At 33.6% G+C, this 21,880-nt stretch carries 19 protein-coding genes; 15 read left to right on the forward strand and 4 right to left on the reverse strand.

Annotated elements, in window-relative coordinates:
- Positions 1-22 precede the first annotated feature (22 nt).
- On the reverse strand, positions 23-4,561 hold the full coding sequence (locus PHV37_00200) for an AsmA-like C-terminal region-containing protein (GenBank protein ID MDD3236499.1): 4,539 nt from the start codon (positions 4,559-4,561) through the stop codon (positions 23-25).
- A 186-nt stretch (positions 4,562-4,747) separates the two neighbouring features.
- Between PHV37_00200 and PHV37_00205 the strand changes: the two genes are divergently transcribed.
- From PHV37_00205 to smpB, 6 genes are all read left to right on the forward strand, one after another.
- Entirely contained in the window at positions 4,748-6,967 is a 2,220-nt protein-coding gene (locus PHV37_00205) for an HDIG domain-containing protein (GenBank protein ID MDD3236500.1), read from the forward strand.
- Positions 6,954-7,457 carry an rRNA maturation RNase YbeY gene (ybeY, locus tag PHV37_00210; protein MDD3236501.1) on the forward strand — a complete coding sequence of 168 codons (504 nt, stop codon included), beginning with the start codon at positions 6,954-6,956 and terminating at the stop codon, positions 7,455-7,457. The genes PHV37_00205 and ybeY overlap by 14 nt, the downstream gene beginning before the upstream one ends.
- Positions 7,450-7,848: a diacylglycerol kinase family protein gene (locus tag PHV37_00215; protein MDD3236502.1), complete on the forward strand. Its 399-nt coding sequence runs from the start codon at positions 7,450-7,452 to the stop codon at positions 7,846-7,848. The genes ybeY and PHV37_00215 overlap by 8 nt, the downstream gene beginning before the upstream one ends.
- Complete coding sequence (acpS, locus tag PHV37_00220; GenBank protein MDD3236503.1) at positions 7,839-8,210, forward strand: holo-ACP synthase; 372 nt, start codon at positions 7,839-7,841, stop codon at positions 8,208-8,210. Before PHV37_00215 ends, acpS begins: the two co-directional genes overlap by 10 nt.
- Before the next feature lie 473 nt (positions 8,211-8,683).
- Entirely contained in the window at positions 8,684-10,810 is a 2,127-nt protein-coding gene (locus PHV37_00225) for a hypothetical protein (GenBank protein ID MDD3236504.1), read from the forward strand.
- Positions 10,811-11,007: 197 nt separating this feature from the next.
- Complete coding sequence (smpB, locus tag PHV37_00230; protein ID MDD3236505.1) at positions 11,008-11,457, forward strand: SsrA-binding protein SmpB; 450 nt, start codon at positions 11,008-11,010, stop codon at positions 11,455-11,457.
- Here smpB and PHV37_00235 read toward each other — a convergent pair whose 3' ends face one another.
- The gene (locus PHV37_00235) at positions 11,458-11,622 is read right to left on the reverse strand and encodes a helix-turn-helix transcriptional regulator (GenBank protein MDD3236506.1); all 165 of its coding nucleotides are present in this window, start codon (positions 11,620-11,622) and stop codon (positions 11,458-11,460) included.
- Positions 11,623-11,726: 104 nt separating this feature from the next.
- On the opposite strand from PHV37_00235, the gene PHV37_00240 reads away from it, so the two are divergent.
- Both PHV37_00240 and PHV37_00245 read left to right on the forward strand, forming a co-directional pair.
- Positions 11,727-11,855, forward strand: a complete 129-nt coding sequence (locus PHV37_00240; protein MDD3236507.1) for a hypothetical protein — start codon at positions 11,727-11,729, stop codon at positions 11,853-11,855.
- Positions 11,848-12,138 (forward strand): hypothetical protein, encoded by a 291-nt coding sequence (locus tag PHV37_00245; GenBank protein MDD3236508.1) that lies wholly within the window; start codon positions 11,848-11,850, stop codon positions 12,136-12,138. The genes PHV37_00240 and PHV37_00245 overlap by 8 nt, the downstream gene beginning before the upstream one ends.
- On the opposite strand, the gene dnaX is transcribed toward PHV37_00245, so the two are convergent.
- Positions 12,104-13,942 (reverse strand): DNA polymerase III subunit gamma/tau, encoded by a 1,839-nt coding sequence (gene dnaX, locus PHV37_00250; protein MDD3236509.1) that lies wholly within the window; start codon positions 13,940-13,942, stop codon positions 12,104-12,106. The genes PHV37_00245 and dnaX overlap by 35 nt on opposite strands.
- Positions 13,943-14,005: 63 nt before the next feature.
- On the opposite strand from dnaX, the gene PHV37_00255 reads away from it, so the two are divergent.
- Together PHV37_00255 and PHV37_00260 are read left to right on the forward strand one after the other, a co-directional pair.
- Entirely contained in the window at positions 14,006-14,926 is a 921-nt protein-coding gene (locus PHV37_00255) for an LD-carboxypeptidase (GenBank protein ID MDD3236510.1), read from the forward strand.
- 47 nt (positions 14,927-14,973) lie between these two features.
- Positions 14,974-15,942 (forward strand): ATP-binding cassette domain-containing protein, encoded by a 969-nt coding sequence (locus PHV37_00260; protein ID MDD3236511.1) that lies wholly within the window; start codon positions 14,974-14,976, stop codon positions 15,940-15,942.
- Here PHV37_00260 and PHV37_00265 read toward each other — a convergent pair.
- A complete protein-coding gene (locus PHV37_00265; GenBank protein MDD3236512.1) occupies positions 15,939-16,559 on the reverse strand; it encodes a type II secretion system protein in 621 nt (206 codons plus the stop codon). The two genes, PHV37_00260 and PHV37_00265, sit on opposite strands and share 4 nt — an antisense overlap.
- Before the next feature lie 180 nt (positions 16,560-16,739).
- Here PHV37_00265 and PHV37_00270 point away from each other — a divergent pair, with 180 nt between their 5' ends.
- The 5 genes from PHV37_00270 to waaF are packed head-to-tail and all read left to right on the forward strand — an operon-like array spanning position 16,740 to position 21,802.
- Entirely contained in the window at positions 16,740-17,555 is an 816-nt protein-coding gene (locus PHV37_00270; GenBank protein ID MDD3236513.1) for an ABC transporter permease, read from the forward strand.
- 13 nt (positions 17,556-17,568) lie between these two features.
- Positions 17,569-18,297, forward strand: a complete 729-nt coding sequence (locus PHV37_00275; GenBank protein ID MDD3236514.1) for an ATP-binding cassette domain-containing protein — start codon at positions 17,569-17,571, stop codon at positions 18,295-18,297.
- Positions 18,298-18,334: 37 nt separating this feature from the next.
- The gene (locus PHV37_00280; protein MDD3236515.1) at positions 18,335-19,702 is read left to right on the forward strand and encodes an MlaD family protein; all 1,368 of its coding nucleotides are present in this window, start codon (positions 18,335-18,337) and stop codon (positions 19,700-19,702) included.
- 2 nt (positions 19,703-19,704) lie between these two features.
- The gene (gene lpxK, locus PHV37_00285) at positions 19,705-20,775 is read left to right on the forward strand and encodes a tetraacyldisaccharide 4'-kinase (protein MDD3236516.1); all 1,071 of its coding nucleotides are present in this window, start codon (positions 19,705-19,707) and stop codon (positions 20,773-20,775) included.
- Positions 20,768-21,802 (forward strand): lipopolysaccharide heptosyltransferase II, encoded by a 1,035-nt coding sequence (waaF, locus tag PHV37_00290; GenBank protein ID MDD3236517.1) that lies wholly within the window; start codon positions 20,768-20,770, stop codon positions 21,800-21,802. Before lpxK ends, waaF begins: the two co-directional genes overlap by 8 nt.
- Positions 21,803-21,880 lie beyond the last annotated feature (78 nt).

Raw genomic sequence — 21,880 nt, forward strand, 5'->3', positions numbered from 1 at the left:
AGTATTTATAAAGAAATTTTAACTATTCAATCCATTTGAAAGATGAAACGTATTTGTCACCGTTAATGTTTCCATCGATTTTTGCTTGGAAAATTCTATAATCATTTATAGAAAATTCGAGTCCGGGGATTTTAGAAAGGTCTTTTAAGAATTTAGCTCTATCTGCTTCGGAAAGAATCACCCCCGGAATAAGCTTAAAGAATGAGTTCAAAGAGGCGTTTCCGACCGGTCCGAGAACGGTTGAAATCTTTCTTGATAGTCTGCCTAGGACTTTCATATCGGCATTTGCATTAACTATATCGTAGGTACCTTTGAGGTAGATACTTAGATTTTCGCCTTTTGAATAGATTTCTAAGTTTTCGATTGTTCCGTTAGATAAAGTAAAGCTACCATTGATTGAGGAGAAAGTTCCTGTTTTTATCGGATTAACTATGTCTACAATATTGTTTATGGTTAGTCCTGTAAGCCCGCTTTTTATAAGGTTGCCGGCTCTTAATAAGTATTCAAGTGAGCCGAGTTTTGGCATTTTTCCGTCTGATATTCTGAAATATACACGTCCTCCAAGGTTTTTGAGCCTTGTTTCTTGATTTGTTCCTTTTGTGTAGACGTAAAATTGTGAATTCATTTTTCCGTATATTTGGTTTTTCATATCATAAAAAACAGTAGCCATTGAGTTTGCGTCTACGCCTCGTGCAGTAAGTTCGGCTTCTATTTTTGTTGTATTGAAATCATATTCGCTGGTACCTGTTAAGGTTCCTCCTGCTATTTCGAAATTTATATCAGAAAGGTTAAAAACTGAATTCTTTAAAGAAAATTTAGTGGATAAGTTATGTGCAGGAAGTGTTTTAAACGTTATGTCACCTGCTTTTATGCTCCCTGAATCTATAGAAATATTGGACAGATTAAACTCTGGTAAACCTTGTTGTTGTGAGGGTTTCTTTTGATAATTTTCAAGACTCATTTTGTTCATTGTGTTCAAAAGTTCATCATAGTTAAATCGTTTTGATTCAATATCAAGATTTTTAATTTTTATTGGGTAAGATAGCCTGTTTACGATATTCGTTTTTATTGAAAAGTCAGAGTTGACGGCACTTCCCTTTACATTCGCTGTGATATTGTCTTGGGTAGATATTATGCTTACATCTTTTATCAATGTGTCATAGAGCGGAATATCTATATTGCGTAAATCTATTGAGCCAAATACTTTTGGAATTTTGGTCGTATGGTTCATTTTGTAAAACATATTGCAGTTGAAAGAGCCTTGTTTTAGCAGGGATTTTTTGAAGGCAAAGTTCAACAATCTCGCCGGAAGTCCGTTTGTTGTTTTTACGTATAAGGAATCAAGTATGTATTTTTCTCCATGTTTAATAGCTGTTCCTTTAATCGTTGCAAAGTTTAGGGGGTAGGTTCTGTTATTTTGAGAGGTCATATATTTTAGATAATCTATTTTTTTAATAGTCAATTGGGTCGGGGAAGAATAGAAGTTTCCTCTGAGTTCTCTAACGACGTTTTCATCGCCTAAATTAGAGCTCAAGTATGATAAATCTGCTCCTTCGTTTAACTTTAACGTTGGCATTACCGCAAGATTTTCAATGGTTCCGGAAAGGTCTGCTGAAAGTGTTACATCGCCTTTTATTTTTACAGGATAGCTCAATTTTGTATTTACGTATGTATCGACAAAATCATTTGTTATTTTGGTCGTGAAATAGCCGTCAATTGAGGGGTTTTTTAGTATGTTTGAAATTATTAATTCTGCATATAAAGGCGACGTTCCGATTGTTGCGGTGAGCGGTTTTATAACTATTCTGTTTGTATTCAATTTTATCGACGCATTGTTCAAAAGGATTGGGACGCCTGAATATTTATGCACAAATTGCACATTGTTTAAGGCAACATTTCCTTTTATTGATTTGTTTGCTATGTCTGCGTCTAGGCTTACTTTCCCAAGATAATTTGTGTATTGCGAAAGTACAAAGTTGATTTTTTTCGGTAGTTTGTTATGTGAAGTTAAGTAGTCGAGAATTTTTATGTCAACATTTGAGGCATTCACTTTCAGCTTATAGTTAGGTTTTTCGGAAAATATAGAATGAATATTTCCTGATATTTTTAGAGGTGAGCCGAATAGTTTTCCTGTAATATTATCAAAATTTGCATTTCCGTGTTTTAACTCGATGGACCCTGCGTTTATCATCAAAGAAGATTGTGTCTTTTGGGGAATAAATAACATATAAAGGCTTATATCGTTTAAGTTTATGACTTTTGATTTTGCTTTATAGTGGCATTTTAAAGTAGAAAATCCCTTAATGTGGGCAAGATTTAATGATTTATTGTCGATTTTGGACGCATATTTTGAGCTCAAAATCATTGCTGCAATGTCATTTAAAGATACTTTTGAACTTTGAGCCGTAAGGTCGATATCAGGAATGTTGCTTTTTAAATCGGTTATGATTTTTCCGTTAATTGTGAATAATGAATTGTGTAATTTTGCGTTGAGCCCTTTTATCGTAACTTGGTCGCGTGTAAAGGTTATCGAGCCTTTGATATTTATTATTGGCATTGAAAAATCTTTAACCATTGCGTTGGCGTTATCAAAGGTTATAGCTCCATTAACTAGCATATCTTTTAAAAGGTCTTCTTGTGAAATCTTTTTACCATATGTTTCGGGGGTGGCTTTTGGCAGTTTTGCTTTTATATTTATTTTGATTTTTGTATTGCCTCTGGCTTTTTCTAAAAAATATAATTTATCATTAATTTCTTCTAAAAGCGTGCTATGTTTAAGCATACGGAGTAAAAAATCAGCGTTGATGTTTTTAGCTTCAATATTGAAGTCCACATCTTTTTCCATTTTTGCTTTTCCGAAAATTGAAATAAACTGATTATCAATAAAAGCCTTTTTGGTTTGGAAGCTTATAACTTTTTTGTTAAAAAGAACTTCTCCCGTAGCATTTTTAATAATCCCATAGATGCCGTTATATGTGGTTTCTGCGTTGTTGAATTTTACATATCCATCGACGGTGCCGTCATATTTTGTGCCACTAATATATAGAGCAGTTCTTCCTTTTCCTTTGGTGATTTTCATCTCAGGAACAGGCCCGAGTTGGAACATAAAGACATCTTGGATTGGAAGTAATAATTTTTGAGTAGTTTTTAGCTCGACGGTAGGTGATGAAATTATTTTGAAGTGATTTTTGTCGTCCATATAAATATGGGTTATGCCGTCAACATCTACAAATTCTTTGGTTTTCGTTAAGTAAACATTTGCTTGCGTGTGCAATTTTCTTTTGTCGAAAGTAAGCTTTACGTCGCCTCTGTGAAAAGCGTCCATATCCTTTAAAATCTGAAGATTATGAGATGTTACAACACCTGTAATATCAGGTTGGGGCAACTTTCCTTTTATTGTGACATTTGCAACAACGTCACCTTTTATCCCGTAGTGCTTGATTTTTTTGATTTCGCTTCTTCCCGGGAGAAGATTGTCGGGTAAAAATGCTGCAATATCTTGAAGTTTTGATTTTGGTAAGGTTATTGAAATATCAGGCTTTGGCTTCTTTGAGTTATATTGATTGATTGTTCCTTTAGCAAGAATGCTGAAGTTGTTGGTTTTTAGCGAAAAAGTTTTCAAAATAGCGTTTTTGCCTCTGAGGTCTAATTTACCTTTTATGATAGTTTTATCAGGGGCTGAAATTGAATATTCAACAGGGTTTTTCTTTATGAATACGTTGTTCCATACGCTTTCAAGGACTATTCCTTTTTCTTTTTTAGAAATTCTTTTTGTATAAATATTTAAAGAGGCTTTACCTTTTATTTGTGTAGTGTTTGAGCCGAGGTATTTTGTTATATAGGGTGAAAAATATTCTGGTTCAATGTTGTTAATATATCCGGAAATAGTAAAATCTTTGTCTGATAAATGATTTTTCAATGGCAAGTTTGAATGGATATGCAGTTGATAATTTGTATTGACTCCAGGTGCTGTAATTGTTCCGTAGGTATCAACATCAATTAATTTATCCATTGTGAAATTTGCAATTTTAAAATATTCTCCGTTGATTTTAAAATGCTTGTTATAGAACTTGTCGTCTATTTTTATATCATAATTTGAAAGGTTAATTCTTGATTTTTTAGCTTTTATTTTTAGTGTTTTTTTATCACTTTTGAAAATTATTTTTTCAATATTCCATTTTTTATCCTTATAACGCAAAAGGTTTAATGATAGGTCATTGGCTCCTATATCTTTAAAGCTCAGATGTTTTATTAAAAGTGGGAAAAGTGAAATTCTGACTCTCGGCTTTTTCGATTGAACTATCGGGGTATTGTTTTTTTTGTCATAAATATCCAGTTTGTTTGCTGAAATCTCTACTGAAAAATCGGCATAAGTTTTCAGTTTTATTTTTTCAATATCCAATGTTGCATCTGTTTTGTCAGCAAATAATTTTTCAACAAAAGTTTCTTTTGCCGCTATATTAACTATTTTGGGTAGTCCAAATAAGAAAAAAGCTTCTGCAAAAAGAATTATTGAAAGTATTATAGTTATTATTATTAAATATTTATTATTAGTTCGCATTTTTATATAAATTCTACTTGCCTATTATAATTTATAAACAGCAAAAGTTCAACGGATATTTGGTTATGTTGCAAATCTAAAATAAAGGAGTAAAATAATTTAAGATATAAGTGATATTTTTTAAAATTAGAGAATATATCTAACTTTATTAATCTCCCGTATAAGTATATAATTATTGGATTTTATATGAATAAACCTAAATTTTTAAATACGTTTTTGGAAACTTTGACTTCTTCAAGAACCATTAATATTACGTTATTTATTCTATTTGCTATTGCGTTTACGACGTTGTTACTTTCTAAATATTTTATATTTCAAAGTATCGTTGATGACGACAATACTTGCAGGGTTGATATTGTCGCCCCTAAAACTATTGAAGTAGTTGATACTTTTAAAACAGTGCAACGTAAAAAAGAAATGGCTCAAAAAATTGACCCCATTATGACGCCTGCAGAAGATTCTTATATAAAAAACAATCTTGATAATTTATTAAATACAATAAAAGGCATTCGTGGAAAAAATATAAGCCGTGAGCTAAAAGCGACTCAAATAGATTCCTTGTTGGATATCCCTGAAAGCCACAGAAAAACGTTCCTTATCCACTTTTTGTTGAACACCGATTCTACGACTTTTGAAATAGTTGGAAATAAGTCAAAGAAAACTCTTGCAAATGTTCTTGCTGAAGGGGTTACCGAAAAAGATTTTGAAAAAAATATCATAGTAAAAATTGTCGGAAGAAATGCAGAACCACACACCACTCGTAATCAGCTAAAAGTTATTACAGGCTTGATTGAACAGGTAATTATGCCTAACATGGTTGTCGATGAAGCTGCAACTGAAATGGCTAAAAAAAATGCAATGGATTCTGTTTCTCCTACAATTGTCAAGTTCACCAAAGGTGAAAAAATCGTTTTTGCTGGCGAACCTTTAACTAAATTAAAACGTGATGCTATAAATAAGGCCGGATATAATATTTTGCAGTTAAACGTAAAAGGCGTGGTCGGTGTATTCTCGCTGGTTATCCTTTCTATATTTTCTGTTGTGTTATATTTGCAGTATTTTGAAAGAAGATTTTTAAATAGAAGATACCTTTCAATTATTGCGTTGCTTGCTTGTGCCGTCACTATTTGTGCTGCTATTTTACCTGATGGTTGGTCGGTTTTCTTAATTCCGATACCTGCTTTTGCTATTATTTTGTCTATATTCTTGAATTCAAGGGCGTCTTTTGTTATCACTATGACTCTGTTAGCCATTTTATGCGTTTCAATGCAGATGTCTGCTCCTGCTATTGTCGTTTTTGTATTCGTTGCTTTAATAGCAATGTTAAATACTACCAAAATTAAATATTCCAGAAGATTTGATTTGATTAAAATTGGTATTGAACTTTCTGTTGTTATGCTTATCTCTATCGCCAGCGTATATTTGCTCGAGCTTTGTATTACTGACGTCAGCACAGGCATGATTTTGAAAGATTTAGAATCAGGAGTCGGCTCCGGTATAATCAGTGGGGTTTTCGTCTTGGGCGTTTTACCTTTATTAGAAAATGTATTCGGTATAATCAGTCCATATGGGCTTGCAGAACTTGCTGACCACAATCAGCCACTTCTAAAACGTCTTCAATTTGAAGCTCCCGGTACTTTCTCCCATTCTTTGATGGTTTCAACTCTCGCTGAAGCTGCCGCTGAAGCAGTAGGTGGTGACCCTGTTTTAGCTCGTGTCGGAGCTTTGTATCATGATATCGGCAAAATTAAACGCCCATTGTTCTTTGTTGAAAATCAAACTTATTTCGGGATTGAAAATCCTCATACAAAATTAAATCCGAGATTGAGCAAAATGGTTATTACAGCTCACCCTAAAGATGGTATTGATTTGGCAAAAGAGTACGGAATTCCGCAAGTTATTCAAAATTTTATCTCTCAACATCACGGTGAATCTTTAGCCAGCTATTTTTATAACGAAGCTCTTAAACAAGAGGGCGAAGAAAATGTTAAAGAAGAACAATTCAGATATTTAGGTCCAAAGCCAAATTCTAAAGAAACTGCTATATTGATGATAGCCGATGCTGTTGAGTCTGCTTCTCGCACATTGAAAAATCATTCCCAAGAAGAACTTGAAAAAATGATAAACAAGCTTATTCAAGACAGATTGAACGATGGGCAATTGTCCGACAGTCCGTTGACTTTAAAAGATTTGAAAACTATTGCCGCTACGTTCAGCAGAATTCTAAGAGCTGCTCATCACCAACGTATTAAATATCACGAAAATATTATTCAAGAATTGGAAGATAAAGTTAATTCTTCAAAACAAGCTCCTAATATTAGTAAAATGACCGATACAGAGCTTGAAGATAAAATAGAGAAAAAGATACAAAAACGACAATTGAAAAATCCAAATGACCCAACTTAATATTTTTATTGAAAACATTTATGAAAAATACGAGATTGATGAGGCTAAGGTTCTCGTCAATTTGAAACGTATCGTCGAATATATATTGGCAAATAATGAGGTCTTTGATAACTCTTGTCTTGCTAATTATGTCTTCAATTCTTTAAGTTTTGATGTCGTTTTGTGTGATAATGATAAAATTCATGAAGTAAACAGAGATTATCGAAACAAAGATAGGGCTACTGACGTCATTACCTTTGCGATGTTTGCAGATTCTGATGAGGACGAGAGGTTTATTCTTGACGGCGATATCAGCTTAGGGGAGATAATTGTTTCTATCGACAAAACCGAAGAACAATCAAAAGACCATAATCAAACCTTTGATGATGAATTATATTTCTTATTGGCTCATGGAGTTTTGCATTTGTTGGGATTCGACCATCAGACAGAAGATGAGTATAATTTCATGATGAACACACAAGAACTGGCAAAGGCGGTTTTAAATGTCTAAATACACAGCAGGAAAATTTTCAAAAAGTTTGTATTATGCCCTAAGAGGGCTTCGTGTCGCATTCAAGTCGCAGCGTAATTTCCGTACTCAAATTTTTGTAGGTTCTATTGCTATTATTTTGGCTTTGTTCTTGGGCTTTAGTACGATTGAATTGTGTATTTTGCTTTTTGTAATTGCAATGGTTTTGATATGTGAACTTTTTAATTCGGTTATAGAGTTCGTTTTAGATGCTACTTATCGCAATAAATATTCTAAACTTGTTGAAATGTCTAAGGACATGTCTGCGGGAGCTGTATTGCTCGCAACTTTTTTTAGTTTGTTTTTAGGGTTGTTGCTATTTGCTAATAAAATCTTGATATTGTTCAATCTGAGGGCTATTCTATGGCATTAAAAAACGCTGTTGGAGTGGATATAGAAGAAATTTCAAGGTTTGTAAAATATTCAGAAGATAAAAATTCTGCGTTTGTTAAACGAGTTTATTCTGAGGCGGAAATTGAATATTGCTATTCAAAGCGTCTGCCTGCTCCGCATTTAGCGGCGAGATTTTGTGCTAAAGAGGCTGTTTTTAAGGCTCTTTCAAGTTTAGAGTTTGAAAGTCCTCTATTTAAAGAAATTGAGATTTTGAATAAGGAAACGGGAGTTCCTTATGTATTTATAAATAACGAAAAGTATAATAATTTAACATTTCAAATTAGCCTTTCTCACTGCAAAAGTAACGCAATAGCATTTGTTGAGATTATGCTAAAAGATTAAAAACTTAAAAAGATTTACTTGTTTACATCTTATTCTCTTGGCATTTAAATTTACAATAGCTTTTTTCTAATTACTATCTAAAAACAGTGCCATATTCGTATATTTATATCCACTTAGTTAAATTTGGATAATATCAATATTGCGTTTCGAAATAAAAAACTTCAAAATTAGAATGCTTTTCGTGTCACAAGTTCTCTATAGCTATACGATAATTATTAAGATTTATAACCAAAAAAAAAGACCGATCATAAGAATCGGCCGAATGAAAACAGTTTACGAGTGAGAGTGGAATATGTATAGGTGTATAATACTTAATATTTTATATTTCGTATATTATCCACTTGTATATATATTTTTATTTATTAGGATTAGTTATGTGAATTTTCAAAATATGGATTATTATTAACATGATTTTATTTATTATTTCTTTTATTTGCGTCCTACTCTCCTCTTATCTTTTGACAGGAGTATTCTTGAGTAAAACAAAAATTGAAAAAAAATACACTGCCTCAGGGGCTATATCTCTTTTCTTAATATTTTTTGCTCAGGTGGTTGCAACTTTTGAATTTTTATCCCTATTTAAAGCTATTAATGTACCTTGTGTATTGATTGCTAATGTATTGGTTTTGATTGCAAGCTTTTATTTATGGGTTAAATGTGGAAAAATTGTTTATGTTCCGCAACTAAAAACGTCAGCATATAGAATATACAAAGCACTTTGTAAAGACAAACTATTATTGGCAATGGGAATATTTTTTATATTCTTTTTAATAATAACGGCAATTTTATCTGTAGTTTCCGGTGTAAATGCTTACGATTCACTAGTCTATCACGTTTCACGCTCGGTTTTTTGGGTGGCTCAAGGCTCTCTGGCTCATTATGAAATTGCTGACATCAGAAGTCTTATAATGCCTATAAACTCCGAAATAATATATGCTTGGAACATATTATTCTTTAAAGAAGGTGTCGGATTAGGTTTGCTCTCTTTTTCAGCTTTCATAGTATCCGTTATAGCACTGTATTCGTTTTTGAAAGAGTTACATTTCTCTACAAGAAAAATGCTCTGGAGCGTTTTTATCTTTTCATCACTTGCGTCTATTGTTGCTCAAGCGTCTAGCACTGAAACAGATTTGCTGTTAGGGGCTTTGGTTTTTTGTTCTGTCTATTTATTTTTTATAGGGGCAAAAGAAAAAAATGCCCCTTATTTATATATGTCATCTTTGGCTTATGCACTCGCTATTGGTACCAAAACCCCTGCAATAATGGCGTTTCCATCATTTTTGTTGATTTGCTTTGTGATTGTTCATTTGTATGGAAATAAAGAATATCGATTTGCTTTTTCAAACTTTTTCAGGTTTTTATTATTGAATTTCGTGATTTTTGCTTCATATAACTACGTGTTAAATGCTATACAATTTGGCAATCCGCTCTCAAATTCTATGGCGTATGAGTACCATTCTTGTTATGGCGGAGTAAAAGGCTTTATTGCAAATTTGATTCACAACACATTTTTGTTGTTTGATTTTAGTGGTTTTAGTTATTCAAATGTATTTGGTCCAATAATTTTAAAAATTCAGGCTGCAATATTTTCTTATTTGCATATAAACCCCAAACTTGGGGTTATCTCAAGTCAAGATACTTTAAATAACACTCTTATAGACCCTTATATCGGGCTTGGTATGTTGGGGTTGATTTGTTTTATTCCTGCTCTTTTCATTGCTATTTTTAAATCATTGATAAACCAAAAAAGCAAAAGAAATATACTCTTGGCTGCAATATCCCTTTCCTTTTTTATTAATATGATTGTTTTGTCTTTTTCTCTTGGGTATATGGTTTTCAGCGTTAGGTTTATAGCCTTTTTTGCGGTGGTGGCATCTCCTGTTTTGGTATTTTCTTATATAAAATCAAATAAAAATATTTTAAAATACTTGATTTTGTTTTTTGTATTTTCTTATTTTTGCGTAATATCTATTAATTTGAAAACAAGGCCGTTTTTGGTTATTATGAGCCAATTTAATGCGGGATATACTGCAAAAGAAGTCCGTAAAACAATGGGCTGCTCTGAAACATTGGCTTTTGAAGGTGATGCAGATGTTTGCTCCGTATTAAGATATATTGATGAAGATTCTAAAAATAAAAGTATCCTTGTCTTTAGCAATACTGTGTTTAAAGCCTATAATGTCAAGCTTTTGGCTTTAAATGGTTGGACTGTGGACTTTGCTTTATTGGAGGATTTAGACAAAATTAATCTCGATAATTATAAGTATATTATCGCCAATAACGCACTGATTGAAGCTATGAATGTAAAATATCCAGAAAGACTTTATGATTATACATTGGCAAAAAATGCAGTTTATTTTACAAAAAAACGTGCTTCAAGTTGCGTTTATAAAGACCGTTTCGGGGGGATTTTTGCAGGTGACGCTAATAAAAAAGTTGTTTACAGTGCTTGCTATTTACCTCAAAAATCAATTAAGCGTCAAGGATTTTATCTGAAAAAAGTCGTTCCAAAACTATATGACGATGACCCTACACATAAAAATACCATTTTGCTTTTTGAAAAACCAGAAAGTTTTGGACGGAGAGATATTCGACAATAGCGGGCGTGTATAAAAACAAAGCTTTACTCAATTTCGGCTTTGCTTTTAAGAAGTCAACTTTATCTAAAAACTCCGTAATAGTTTCATAAACTTTTATTTTGTTTTTTATTGCAAATAAAACTTTATTCAACCTTTCTCAAATCGCTTCAACAAAGTTGGCTATTCGCTGTTAAACTTTTCCGTGCTATAATCCTTCTATGGGTAAAAAACAAATTTCATTAAACAGAAAAGCATTCCACGAGTACCATATCTTTGACAAATACGTCGCAGGCATGGTGCTTACAGGTACTGAAATAAAATCTATAAGAAAAGGTAGCGTTAATTTTAAGGACAGTTTCGTTAAAATAGAAAATGCTGAAGCCTTTTTGTACAATTGTCATATTAGCCCTTATGAGCAAGGAAACCGCTACAATGTAGACCCGTTGCGTGTTCGCAAACTTTTGCTCAACAAAAAAGAAATTGAAAAAATTATCGGGAAAATAAAAAAAGACGGCTACACAATAGTTCCGATTGAAATGTTTTTATCTGATGGCTGGGCAAAGCTGGAAATAGCACTTGCTAAAGGTAAAAAACTGTATGACAAGCGTGATGACTTGGCTAAAAAGGCTCAAAACCGCGATATTCAAAGGGCGATGAAAGTCAGATAACTATTTGAAAGTAAGCAGGGCTTCAATTTTTACATCTAAAAATTTTGAAAGCTCCAAAACCTTTGCCAGCGACATATTAGCCTTGCCACATTCTATGTTTGCAACGTAATTTTGAGAGACATTCATTATCTCTGCGAGTCTTTCCTGTGTCAGGTCTTTTTTTATACGTTCGATTTTTACATTTTTACCGAACTTTTTAAGTAGGGTTTGTTTCTATTCATAATTTATAAGTATATAAATATTGACTTATAAATTATAGAAGGTTGGCTATGAATAAGGGCAAAGTCGCTTTTGTCACTCCTGTTTATACAGATTCTGACTTTGAATCAGGCGGCGTTAAGCTTAATTTTATATTGATAAAAGATTACATCAAATATGTGAGGGGAATTTATGGTTAAAAATAAAATAGCTTTTATTACTTCAATTTACGTGGATACGGATTTTGATATGCTTGGGGAAAAACTGAGCTTTTTGTTGATAAATAATCTGGTAAAAAGTGGTTATGTTGTTGATTTGTTTGCAGACGAAGTTTTGGGAAACAGAGAACGTGTTATTGATAATATTTATAAAAAATCAGAATTTGATAGCAAAAAAAGAAATCATGCCTATGTTTTGACAGATGAGATTACCTCTGAGTCTTTAAATTTTAATCAATGTACTTGCCATCAAATAGTTGAATAAACATTTTAGCTTGGTCGGATTCATCGAGGTCAGCCGGCTTTTCGGTTTTGAGAGGAGCGTCTTTTTTCATCATTTGGGATAAATATTCTTCTTCCTCTTGCGTATGAATTTCGTTGTCATCAGTGTCGGATTTAGGAGCTAGTTCAACTTTTTTTTTTACATTTTGTTCAGGTTCTGTACCGTCACTGAGGTGAACTTCTATTTTTATTGATGCTACAGAAAAGAATTTTTTTGCTGCATTTTCTAATGGCAATTTTTTCGTGTCTTCTTTTGCTTGTCTGACAAAAATGTCTTTTGCAAATGAAATAGTTACTTTTTCAGGAGTTATTTCTATCGGGCGAGCCAAGCTGGAATAGAAGGCTCTAGAGGGCATACTTTCAATATTTTCGAGCAAAGAGTGCCAAGTCGTTCTTATATCACCGTCTGTAAGACAGGCAACTTTAACCTCTTGCGGGGTTTTGACTTCTTGCTTTTGAGGTGATGAAGCAGGCTTTTTGGTTTCTGTCGGTTCAGTCTGCTCAATTGGCTTTTGTGGCTCTTTGTCAATTGAATGAATTGGTTGTGTTGCATGGGGCTCAACGGGCTTTTTGACAGGTTGCAAGGCTTTTGATTGAGGTGCTGCCGTAATAGGCGAGCCGTTTGCAATTTGCGATTCTAACAAATCAATTCTTTTTGTCAGCGATGCGACGGTCATATTTGCCTGATTGTTAGCAATATCAATAAGACACAGCTCAAGCCATAAGTATTTATTTGTTGTTTCTTTAATTTGAGTTGCATAGTAAGAAAGCTTGTCTATTAGGGCGATTATTTGCTCAGGTTCAAAGCTTTCAGCTTGTGGTTTTGATTTTTCTATTGAATTTTCATTTAATTGTGTAAGGTTTAAAACAAGCGATTTATCGTTACAGTTTTTTAAAATCATCAAATCTCTGAAATATTGAATTAAGTTGTTTACGATTTGGATAGGTTCGTTGCCTTTGTTGTAGATTTTATCAATGAGCTCAATTGCTTTAGCTGAGTCTGAGTCGATAATACAAGTAGTAATATCAAAAAGCATTTCAAAAGATATTTTTCCCAAAAGTTCGTTGATATCTTCTATATTAATTTCTTTGTTTTGTCCCAAAACGCTGATTTGGTCTAATAGAGCTACAGCGTCACGCATACCGCCGGCTGAATTTTTGGCGATTGAGTAAAGAGCTTCTTTTGCGATATTTATTTTTTCTTGTTCTGAAATATAAGATAATCTTTTGACTATATCTTCTGTTGTAATTCTTCTGAAATCAAATCTTTGGCAACGGGAAATAATTGTTTCTAAAACTTTATGAGGTTCTGTGGTTGCAAGGATAAAGATAACGTTTTCAGGCGGTTCTTCAAGTGTTTTCAAAAGAGCATTGAAGGCGTGATTTGAAAGCATGTGAACTTCATCAATTACATATATTTTGTATCTGCCGTTGACCGGTACATATTGGATTTTTTCAAGTATAGCTTGAGTATCTTCGACACTTCTGTTGCTTGCAGCATCGATTTCAACAACATCAACTGGTACGGAGTTCATAATATCTAGGCAGCTCGGACATTTGCCGCACGGTTTTAATGTTGGACCTTCTTTGCAGTTTAGTGATTTAGCGAGAATTCTTGCAGATGATGTTTTGCCTGTTCCTCTCGGTCCGCAAAGCAAGTATGCGTGTGCAATGCGGTTTAGTTTTATTGCATTACTCAACGCATTTACGATATTTTCTTGTCCGATTAAATCGTAAAAAGTTTGAGGTCTGTATTTTCTATATAAAGGAACGTATTTTTCGCTCAATTGTTTACTCCGCTCAAAATTGATACTATAATTATATACGAATAATTTAAAAAATGGGCGTTTATGAACATAATTAAACCGAAAAAATTACAAAAAGGCGACACTATTGGCATTTTGGCAGTTTCAGGGCTTATAAAAGAGGCTGAAAAAATTAAAAAAGCCAAAAAATATTTTGAGGCTTTAGGTTATAAAGTTGTGCTTTCAAAAAATATTGATGAAAAATTTACTTGCATGGCTGGTACAGATGATGTTCGGCTAAAAGCATTACATAATTTTTTTGCTGACGAAAAAATTGATGCAATATTGTGTGCAAGAGGTGGTTACGGAGTTTTGAGGCTCGTTAAAAATATTGATTATGAATTGATAAAAAATAATCCGAAATTATTAATCGGTTATTCTGATATAACAGCATTGTTAGCTATGATATATAAGAATACAGGTTTGATAACTTTTCATGGGGCTATGGCTAACGGTGATTTCGGAGCTGATAAAATCGATGAATTTACAAAAGATTCTTTCTTCAGTGTAGTTACTTCAAAGGAAAAAGGTCTTGAATTCAAGGCTAAAGACGGTTTTAAAACTTATTCTTGCGGAGTTGCTAGAGGTATTCTCTGGGGAGGAAATCTCTCCACGATAACTACGCTTGCGGGCATTGATTTTATTCCTGACGAAAAATTCATTTTCTTTTTTGAAGATATCAACGAGCCTGCTTACAAGATTGACAGAATGCTTACGCAGCTTTTTAATATTGAAAAATTTAAAAATAATTTGGCTGGAATTGCAATCGGCGAATTTGTGGGTTTGGATAAACAAGAATATCTCGATGAATTTTTGGCAGACAAAGCTCAAAAACTTGATGTACCTGTTTCAGATGGATTTTATATTAGCCACGCTGCAAAAAAATACACGTTGCCTATAGGTGTCAAATCTGAATTTGACGCTAACTTAGGGCTTATAAAAACATTAGAAAGTGCGATAGTATAATGCAGGTAGAGAATTCATCTCCTCAAAACGGGATTTATAATGCTGATATGCAAGATTTATTTGAAATAAAAAATTTGGACATGCATTATCCGCTAAATGATGGCTTTATGGGGAAAAATAGCGGCTATGTATATGCTTTAAATGATGTGAATTTTAAAATATACGATGGCGAAATCCTCGGGCTCGTGGGAGAATCCGGGTGCGGAAAATCGACTTTGGGAAAGTGCGTTTTGCGTTTAATTGCACCAACTCACGGTGAAGTCTTATATAAAAAAGATGATGTCCTTAAAAAAAATAAAAAAGAATTGAAAATTTTTAGAGAACATGCACAACTCATTTTTCAAAATCCGTACGCCAGTTTAGACCCCAAAATGACCATTTATGAAACGTTGAAAGAGCCTCTTGTTATTCATGGCTACAAAGATAAAAATTTGATTGACGAGAAAATAAAAAATATAGCTGAACTTGTTGGGATTGAAGAACGTTCTTTATTTAATTATCCGCATGAATTTTCAGGCGGTCAACGGCAAAGAATTGCGATTGCAAGGGCAATAATATTGAGCCCCAAGTTTATTGTCGCAGATGAGCCGGTAAGTGCTCTGGATGTGAGCATTCAGGCTCAAATTATAAATTTGTTGCTAGATTTAAAGAAGAAGCTCAATTTGACGGTTCTTTTTGTTTCTCACGACTTGAGCGTTGTCAAATATGTTTCAGACAGGGTTGCTGTGATGTATTTGGGTGAAATTGTTGAGCTCGGTTTGAAAAACGAAATTTTCAATAATCCTAAACATCCTTATACAAAAGCTCTTTTGAGTGCAATCCCTACGATTAATCAAGATTTAAAGACAGAAAAAATATTGCTCGAAGGTGATTTGCCTTCACCTCAAAATCCACCAAAGGGTTGTAAATTTCATACACGTTGTCCTTATGCAAAAGAAATTTGTCGAGAAATAGAACCTCAAAAACAAGAGATTTCTTACACTCATTTTGCAAAATGCCATTTTGTGAACAGTTAATAACACGCATTGCAGTCACAATCGTGGCGACCATGCGTGCAATCAATATTTTCGATTATGGCAGTTGCTGGTGCCTCAGCTTCAACTATATCGCCATCTGTTTTCCAAGCACCAATATCAGAGTCATAATGACCTGTTGTTGAAAAAGAAAAACCAAAACCATCATTTAATTTTACTTCGCTAGACCATTCTGTTGTATATTCGTTTGGTTTTTTATCTCCATTTATATCGACAAGAATGTTTCCTCCAGAGATTGAATATGCCATTCCATCTGCTGTATAAAAAGTTATATCATAAGAGCCATGTTCCCAGCTCGTGCAAGCTTTACTATCGGCAGGAGCCATTGATGAAATGATATTAAAGTTTTTTGAATAAAACTCATCATACCAGCAGTTTGAGTCATCCTCGCATTTGTCTTCTATGTCAGAAAGGCTTTCCCCATTTTTAGCATAATTGTTCTGTAATGCCGTTGATAATTGAGAGTAAACCTTTTTTACTCCAGTAATCGTTTCTTGTTGATTTGTACTATTTAATAAGCTCGGTATTGTTAATGCTGCAATAACACCTATAATCACTAATGTGATAAGAACTTCTGCTAATGTGAATGCTTTTCTCATTTTATTTGCCTTTTTTATGCAATAAAGTATAACACATGCTTTTTATGAGTTCAAGATGAAAAATCATCTGTCTGTAGTAGGCGAAAACTGGAGTTTTCCTGCGTTTTGGAGTAAAATACTATAAGAGACTCTGCTATTTTGTATAAATTATACATTTTAGTAAAAACAGAACAGGTACCTATGGAAAATATTCATATTTACTTCAAGCAAACGGCTACATACCAGTTGTCCCGCATTTTTTTTAAACAGTTAAAAGACTTTTTTGAAACTTTAGGCGAGATTGGTATTCGTTTTGTTCTAACATTGAAGTATATATTGAAAGGTCAAATAAGTTGGAAACAAGTTGTTGATTGTTCTTCTCGATTTGCCGTTGATTCATTACCTATTACGTTATCAATAGTTGCAATGACAGCTATTATTGTTGCTGTTCAAGTAGCTCCTGAGATGATAAAACAAGGCGGAAAAGACTATATCGGTATGCTCGTTGCAATGATTATGGTCAGAGAAGTCGGTGCAATAATGTCAGGTTTTGCAATTATTTCAATGATTGGTTCTGCTATTGCCTCTGAAATCGCCACAATGCGTGTAACAGAGCAAATTGACGCACTTAAAGTTTTGAAAGTTGACCCTTTCAAATATTTGTTTGTTCCCAGAGTGATATCAGGTACAATTATGATGCCGTTTGTTGTTACAATTGCTTCTTTTGTCGGCATTTTGGCAGGCGGAATGGCTTCTTCATTGGTTTCTCCTGAGTTGAGCGGTTTGAATTATGTAAGCTCTGTTTGGCATGGGCTTGCTTTGAAAGATATTAGTATTTGTATTCTATTCAAATCAGCAGTCTTTGGGGCTGCCATCACTTTGATAAGTGCCAGTTGCGGATATGACGCAAATGGTGGTGCCAAAGGGGTCGGTTTAGCTACTACAAAAGCCGTTGTTTGGTCTTTTGTTGCTATTGTTATTATCGATTATCTTTTTGCACTTATATTTTATTTTTAAAGAAGGTTACTTTATGGGTATAAAAGTTGAACATTTAACAAAATCATTTGACGGACGCAAAGTTCTTGACGATATTTCATTCACGGTAAAAGACGGTGAAAAATTAGCTATTGTCGGATTCAGTGGTTCAGGAAAAAGTACTATTTTGAAGCTTATTTCAGGTCTTTTAAAACAAGATAGCGGAAATATTGAACTTTCAGCTGGTGACGTTGCAATGGTTTTTCAGTATTCGGCTCTTTTTGATTCCATAAATGTTTTTGATAATATTTCTTTTGCTTTGACTGAAAGACATGAGTTTAAAGGGAAATATACAAAAGATGAAATTCAAGATATTGTTGCTAAAAATCTAAAAATAGTAGGCTTAGAAGGTATTGAAGAAAAATACCCGCATGAGCTTTCAGGTGGTATGCAAAAGAGGGTAAGTTTCGCGAGGGCGATTGTTACGGAGCCTAAATTTATTCTTTATGATGAACCTACAGCCGGCTTAGACCCTGTTGCTTCAACAATAATCGAGGATTATATAAATACCTTAAACAGTGAAACACAGGCAACATCAATAATTGTCACGCACCAAATGTCTACAATTACAAGGTGTGCAGATAGAGTCATAATGCTCTATGACGGCAAAATCGTTTTCGAAGGGACGCCTGCTGAAATGTTAAGACAAGAGAACCCTTTTACAAAACAGTTCGTTTCGGCGTCAATAGAGGGTCCAATGAAGATTATGTCTTCAAGTTTTTAAAAATTTGTTATAATATTAAAGTTGAATTGAGGAATATATGAGATTTTCATCATCATTTAAAGTAGGAATATTAACACTGGCGGCAATAATTATATTGGTGTTCACGGTTTTGTGGGTAAAAGGCAGAACCTTATCCGGCGGTGAAAGATTTGCGGTTGAATTTAAAGATATCAACGGAATGAGGGTCGGCTCAGGTGTTCAAATGATGGGAGTTCGTATTGGGCAGGTGGAAGAACTTGTACCAAAAATAGAAGCGACTGATAGCGGCGTTATCGTCAAATTTGTCATAACAGAACCTAATATTCAAATACCTACTGCTTCTTCTATATCTATTCAACAATCAGGAATTATCGGTGAGCAATTCTTGGAAATTACACCTCCTCAATTAAAAACAATATATTTACCTGTAAGAAACAGCTCGCATGTGCTTCATATAAACGACAAAGTCCAAATGCTTTTAAGCAAAAAAATGCATGATGTCGGTTTGGTTAAACAGATTGAAATTGTGGATACTTCAACATTGCCGTTGACAGAAAGACAAAATCTGAAAACAAAATTGGCATATAAAGTCGGATATATCATAAATTTACCGGGGTTGATTTTGCCTGATTATATAACCGGTAAAATAAGTCTTGACGGCAATAATGATAAGCTTCGCATTGCAGCAGCCGATGGGGCTCAAATTTTATTTCCTCAAACAAAATCAAAATATACAATCATTGAACCTATGCGTTTATCTGATTTTATGAAACTCCAATATCGTTCAGCTGAGTCTTTGGCTGAAACTAATGAACGTTTGTCTTTGCTCTTGTCTGATGATGTAATTGCAGATTTGAAACAATCTGCAAAAGCGATGAAAGAGTTGACATTAAATGCTAATACTACTTTTGAAAAAGCTCAAGTTTTGATTGATACATCTAAAAATGAATTGTTGACTTTATCAAGTAATGCAGATATGTTGGCGGCAAAAATCTCTACTCTTGCGGATAATTTGAATGCTATTGCCGGTGATAAAGAGCTTATCAACAATATTTCCACTACGAGCAAGTCAGTCAACAGATTGTCTAACAATTTGAATAAAATTATTGAAGATCCTAAAACAAAAGTTACTTTGGCGAATTTAGATGTTACAACAAGAAATGTGGCTGAAATCTCCGGTTTCGTAAATGATATGACAAAAGACCCGGCCTTAAAATCTAATATTTCAAATTCAGTTATAAAATTAAATACGGCGTTAGACAAATTGAGTGTAACTCTTGATACAGTTAACTCCGTTAGTGCAACACCTGAAGACCGAGAAAAAATCAAAGCGACTATGGCTGATATAAATGTTACTTCTTCTAATTTGAAAAAATTCTCTGAAAAATTGAACAAACGGTTCTTGTTATTTAGATTGTTATTCTAGTTATGAAACTTTTTCTATCAAAATTACATTATAAAAATATAAACGAATTGGACTTTTTCGAGGCTATGGTCTTGAAGGTCCTTTTCGGCTTTTCTGTTTTTTATAAATTGGTTGTCCAATTCAGAAATTATCTTTATGATGAAAATTTAATCAAGTCTTATTGCCCTCACGCCTTGACGATTTCTGTCGGAAATCTCACAACAGGCGGCGTTGGCAAAACTCCAGTCGTTGCTGAAATTGCAAATACATTCTCGCAAAAAGGCAAAATAGTTTCTATATTGTCACGTGGCTACGGGGCTGCTTTAGATAACAAAGAGCCAAATATAATTTCTGACGGCAAGAATATTTTTTATTCTTCTGAAAAAGGTGGCGATGAACCTGTTTTCTTGGCGGAAAATTGCCCAAATGTATCAGTTGTAACTTGTGCTTCACGAGTTAAGGCTGCTAAAATTGCCGAAAAAAACTTTAATGCTGATGTTTTGTTGTTAGATGACGCTTTTCAGCATAGAAAATTAGGGCGTCACATTAATCTCGCTTTGGTTGACAATAAAAACCGCTTCGGTAATGAACTATTGTTGCCCTCAGGACCATTGAGAGAACCGCTTGAAAACATAAAACGTGCAGATAAAATTATTTTGGTCAACAAAAGTTCTGACGATGAAAATGCCTTGAGATATTGTGAAGAGCTTGAAAATCGCTTTCATAAAAAAGTATTTTTATGCAAAATGGTTCCTGATAAAACTTATAATATTTTGACAAATAAGGAGCTTGAAAAAGATTCTAGAGTGTTGGCTTTTTCTGCTATCGGGCAACCATCTGAATTTTATGAATTTGTGAAAAAAGACTACAATCTTGCTGTAACAGTCGATTTTGAAGACCATCACTTCTATGATGAATCAAATATTAAAGAATTGTTTGAGATTGCCTCAAAAGAATCCATAACCAAACTGGTTACTACTGAAAAAGATGCTGTAAAAATAAAAAAAATATTATCAAAATATAAAACCGAAATTGAAATATATGCTTTGAAACTCAAAGCTTTTTTGGATGTAGAGGAGATTTGTCGTGACTAAAAAAATACTTGTCCTCAGATATAGGTTTATCGGGGATACAGTTCTTGCAGTGCCGTTTTTGCGGAATTTAAGAGCCGCATATCCTAATGCTCAAATTGATATGTTGGTTGCTCCAAAATCCGGCGAAGTTATTGAAAATTGCCCTTACGTAGACAATTTTATTTATTTTGATACCACAAGAAAACACAAATATGAAAATATAGACTCAAAACCAAAAACATTTTGGAGCTACGTTAAAAAACTTAGAAATGAAAAATACGATAAAGCCTACGTTTTAAAGCGTTCCTTTTCTAGTGCAGCTCTTGCATTCTTTTCCGGAATTAATGAAAGGGTTGGTTTTGATACTGAAGGACGAGGCTTCCTGCTGACGAAGAAAGTTCCTTATTCAAAAAATAAACACGAAGTAGAATGCTTTTTAGACGTCTTAAGGGCTGATAATATACCTGTTAATGATAACTATTTGGAAAATTGGGTGGAAGAAGCAGCTGCGTTAAAAATAGATGAACTTTTGACTACGGATTTACATTCTCAAAAAAAACACGTTATAGTTCACGCTACAGCGACAAACGCAGGAAAAATTTGGGCAAAGGAAAATTTTGCCGAAATTATCAGATATTTGTCAGATGAAAAAAATGTTCAAGTTATATATATTGGTACAGATTTTGATAAAAATTATTATTCAGAAATTGAAGATATAATAGGGAAAAAATTAAAAAATACGCCTTTGAATTTTTGCGGAGAATTTTCTTTGCAAGAAAGTTTGGCAATGATTGCAAAAGCAGATTTACTCGTCGGCAATGATTCTGGAAATTTGCACATGGCAGCTTCTGTTCATACAAAGGTTATTGGTATATATGGACCAATGCCGTTTGAAAAATGGTATGCGTTGGGAGATGAAAATATTCTTTTAAAATCGGATTTACCTTGTATGCCGTGTTCTCTAAAGAAAAAATGCGACAGAGATAAAGAATGCTTGTCAAAAGTTTCTGTAAATGAAGTGAAAGCTGCTATTGACAAGTTGTTATAGGAATGTTCACAAACTTGTCTTAAATTAATCAAAATTGTAATATATTCAAGACGACAAGATGACAAGAAAGGTAATCTT

Source organism: Candidatus Gastranaerophilales bacterium, from assembly GCA_028693235.1.
Lineage (GTDB): Bacteria > Cyanobacteriota > Vampirovibrionia > Gastranaerophilales > Gastranaerophilaceae > JAQUVW01.

What these genes read in the sequence shown, in the direction of transcription:
- PHV37_00255 (MDD3236510.1), top strand. Translation starts at nt 14,006, where the DNA reads ATGAACATAATTAAACCGAAAAAATTACAAAAAGGCGACACTATTGGC.
- PHV37_00275 (MDD3236514.1), top strand. Translation starts at nt 17,569, where the DNA reads ATGGGTATAAAAGTTGAACATTTAACAAAATCATTTGACGGACGCAAA.
- PHV37_00205 (MDD3236500.1), top strand. Translation starts at nt 4,748, where the DNA reads ATGAATAAACCTAAATTTTTAAATACGTTTTTGGAAACTTTGACTTCT.
- PHV37_00240 (MDD3236507.1), top strand. Translation starts at nt 11,727, where the DNA reads ATGAATAAGGGCAAAGTCGCTTTTGTCACTCCTGTTTATACAGATTCT.
- PHV37_00200 (MDD3236499.1), bottom strand. Translation starts at nt 4,561, where the DNA reads ATGCGAACTAATAATAAATATTTAATAATAATAACTATAATACTTTCA.
- PHV37_00280 (MDD3236515.1), top strand. Translation starts at nt 18,335, where the DNA reads ATGAGATTTTCATCATCATTTAAAGTAGGAATATTAACACTGGCGGCA.
- PHV37_00215 (MDD3236502.1), top strand. Translation starts at nt 7,450, where the DNA reads ATGTCTAAATACACAGCAGGAAAATTTTCAAAAAGTTTGTATTATGCC.
- PHV37_00245 (MDD3236508.1), top strand. Translation starts at nt 11,848, where the DNA reads ATGGTTAAAAATAAAATAGCTTTTATTACTTCAATTTACGTGGATACG.
- lpxK (MDD3236516.1), top strand. Translation starts at nt 19,705, where the DNA reads ATGAAACTTTTTCTATCAAAATTACATTATAAAAATATAAACGAATTG.
- smpB (MDD3236505.1), top strand. Translation starts at nt 11,008, where the DNA reads ATGGGTAAAAAACAAATTTCATTAAACAGAAAAGCATTCCACGAGTAC.
- ybeY (MDD3236501.1), top strand. Translation starts at nt 6,954, where the DNA reads ATGACCCAACTTAATATTTTTATTGAAAACATTTATGAAAAATACGAG.
- acpS (MDD3236503.1), top strand. Translation starts at nt 7,839, where the DNA reads ATGGCATTAAAAAACGCTGTTGGAGTGGATATAGAAGAAATTTCAAGG.
- PHV37_00270 (MDD3236513.1), top strand. Translation starts at nt 16,740, where the DNA reads ATGGAAAATATTCATATTTACTTCAAGCAAACGGCTACATACCAGTTG.
- PHV37_00265 (MDD3236512.1), bottom strand. Translation starts at nt 16,559, where the DNA reads ATGAGAAAAGCATTCACATTAGCAGAAGTTCTTATCACATTAGTGATT.
- PHV37_00260 (MDD3236511.1), top strand. Translation starts at nt 14,974, where the DNA reads ATGCAAGATTTATTTGAAATAAAAAATTTGGACATGCATTATCCGCTA.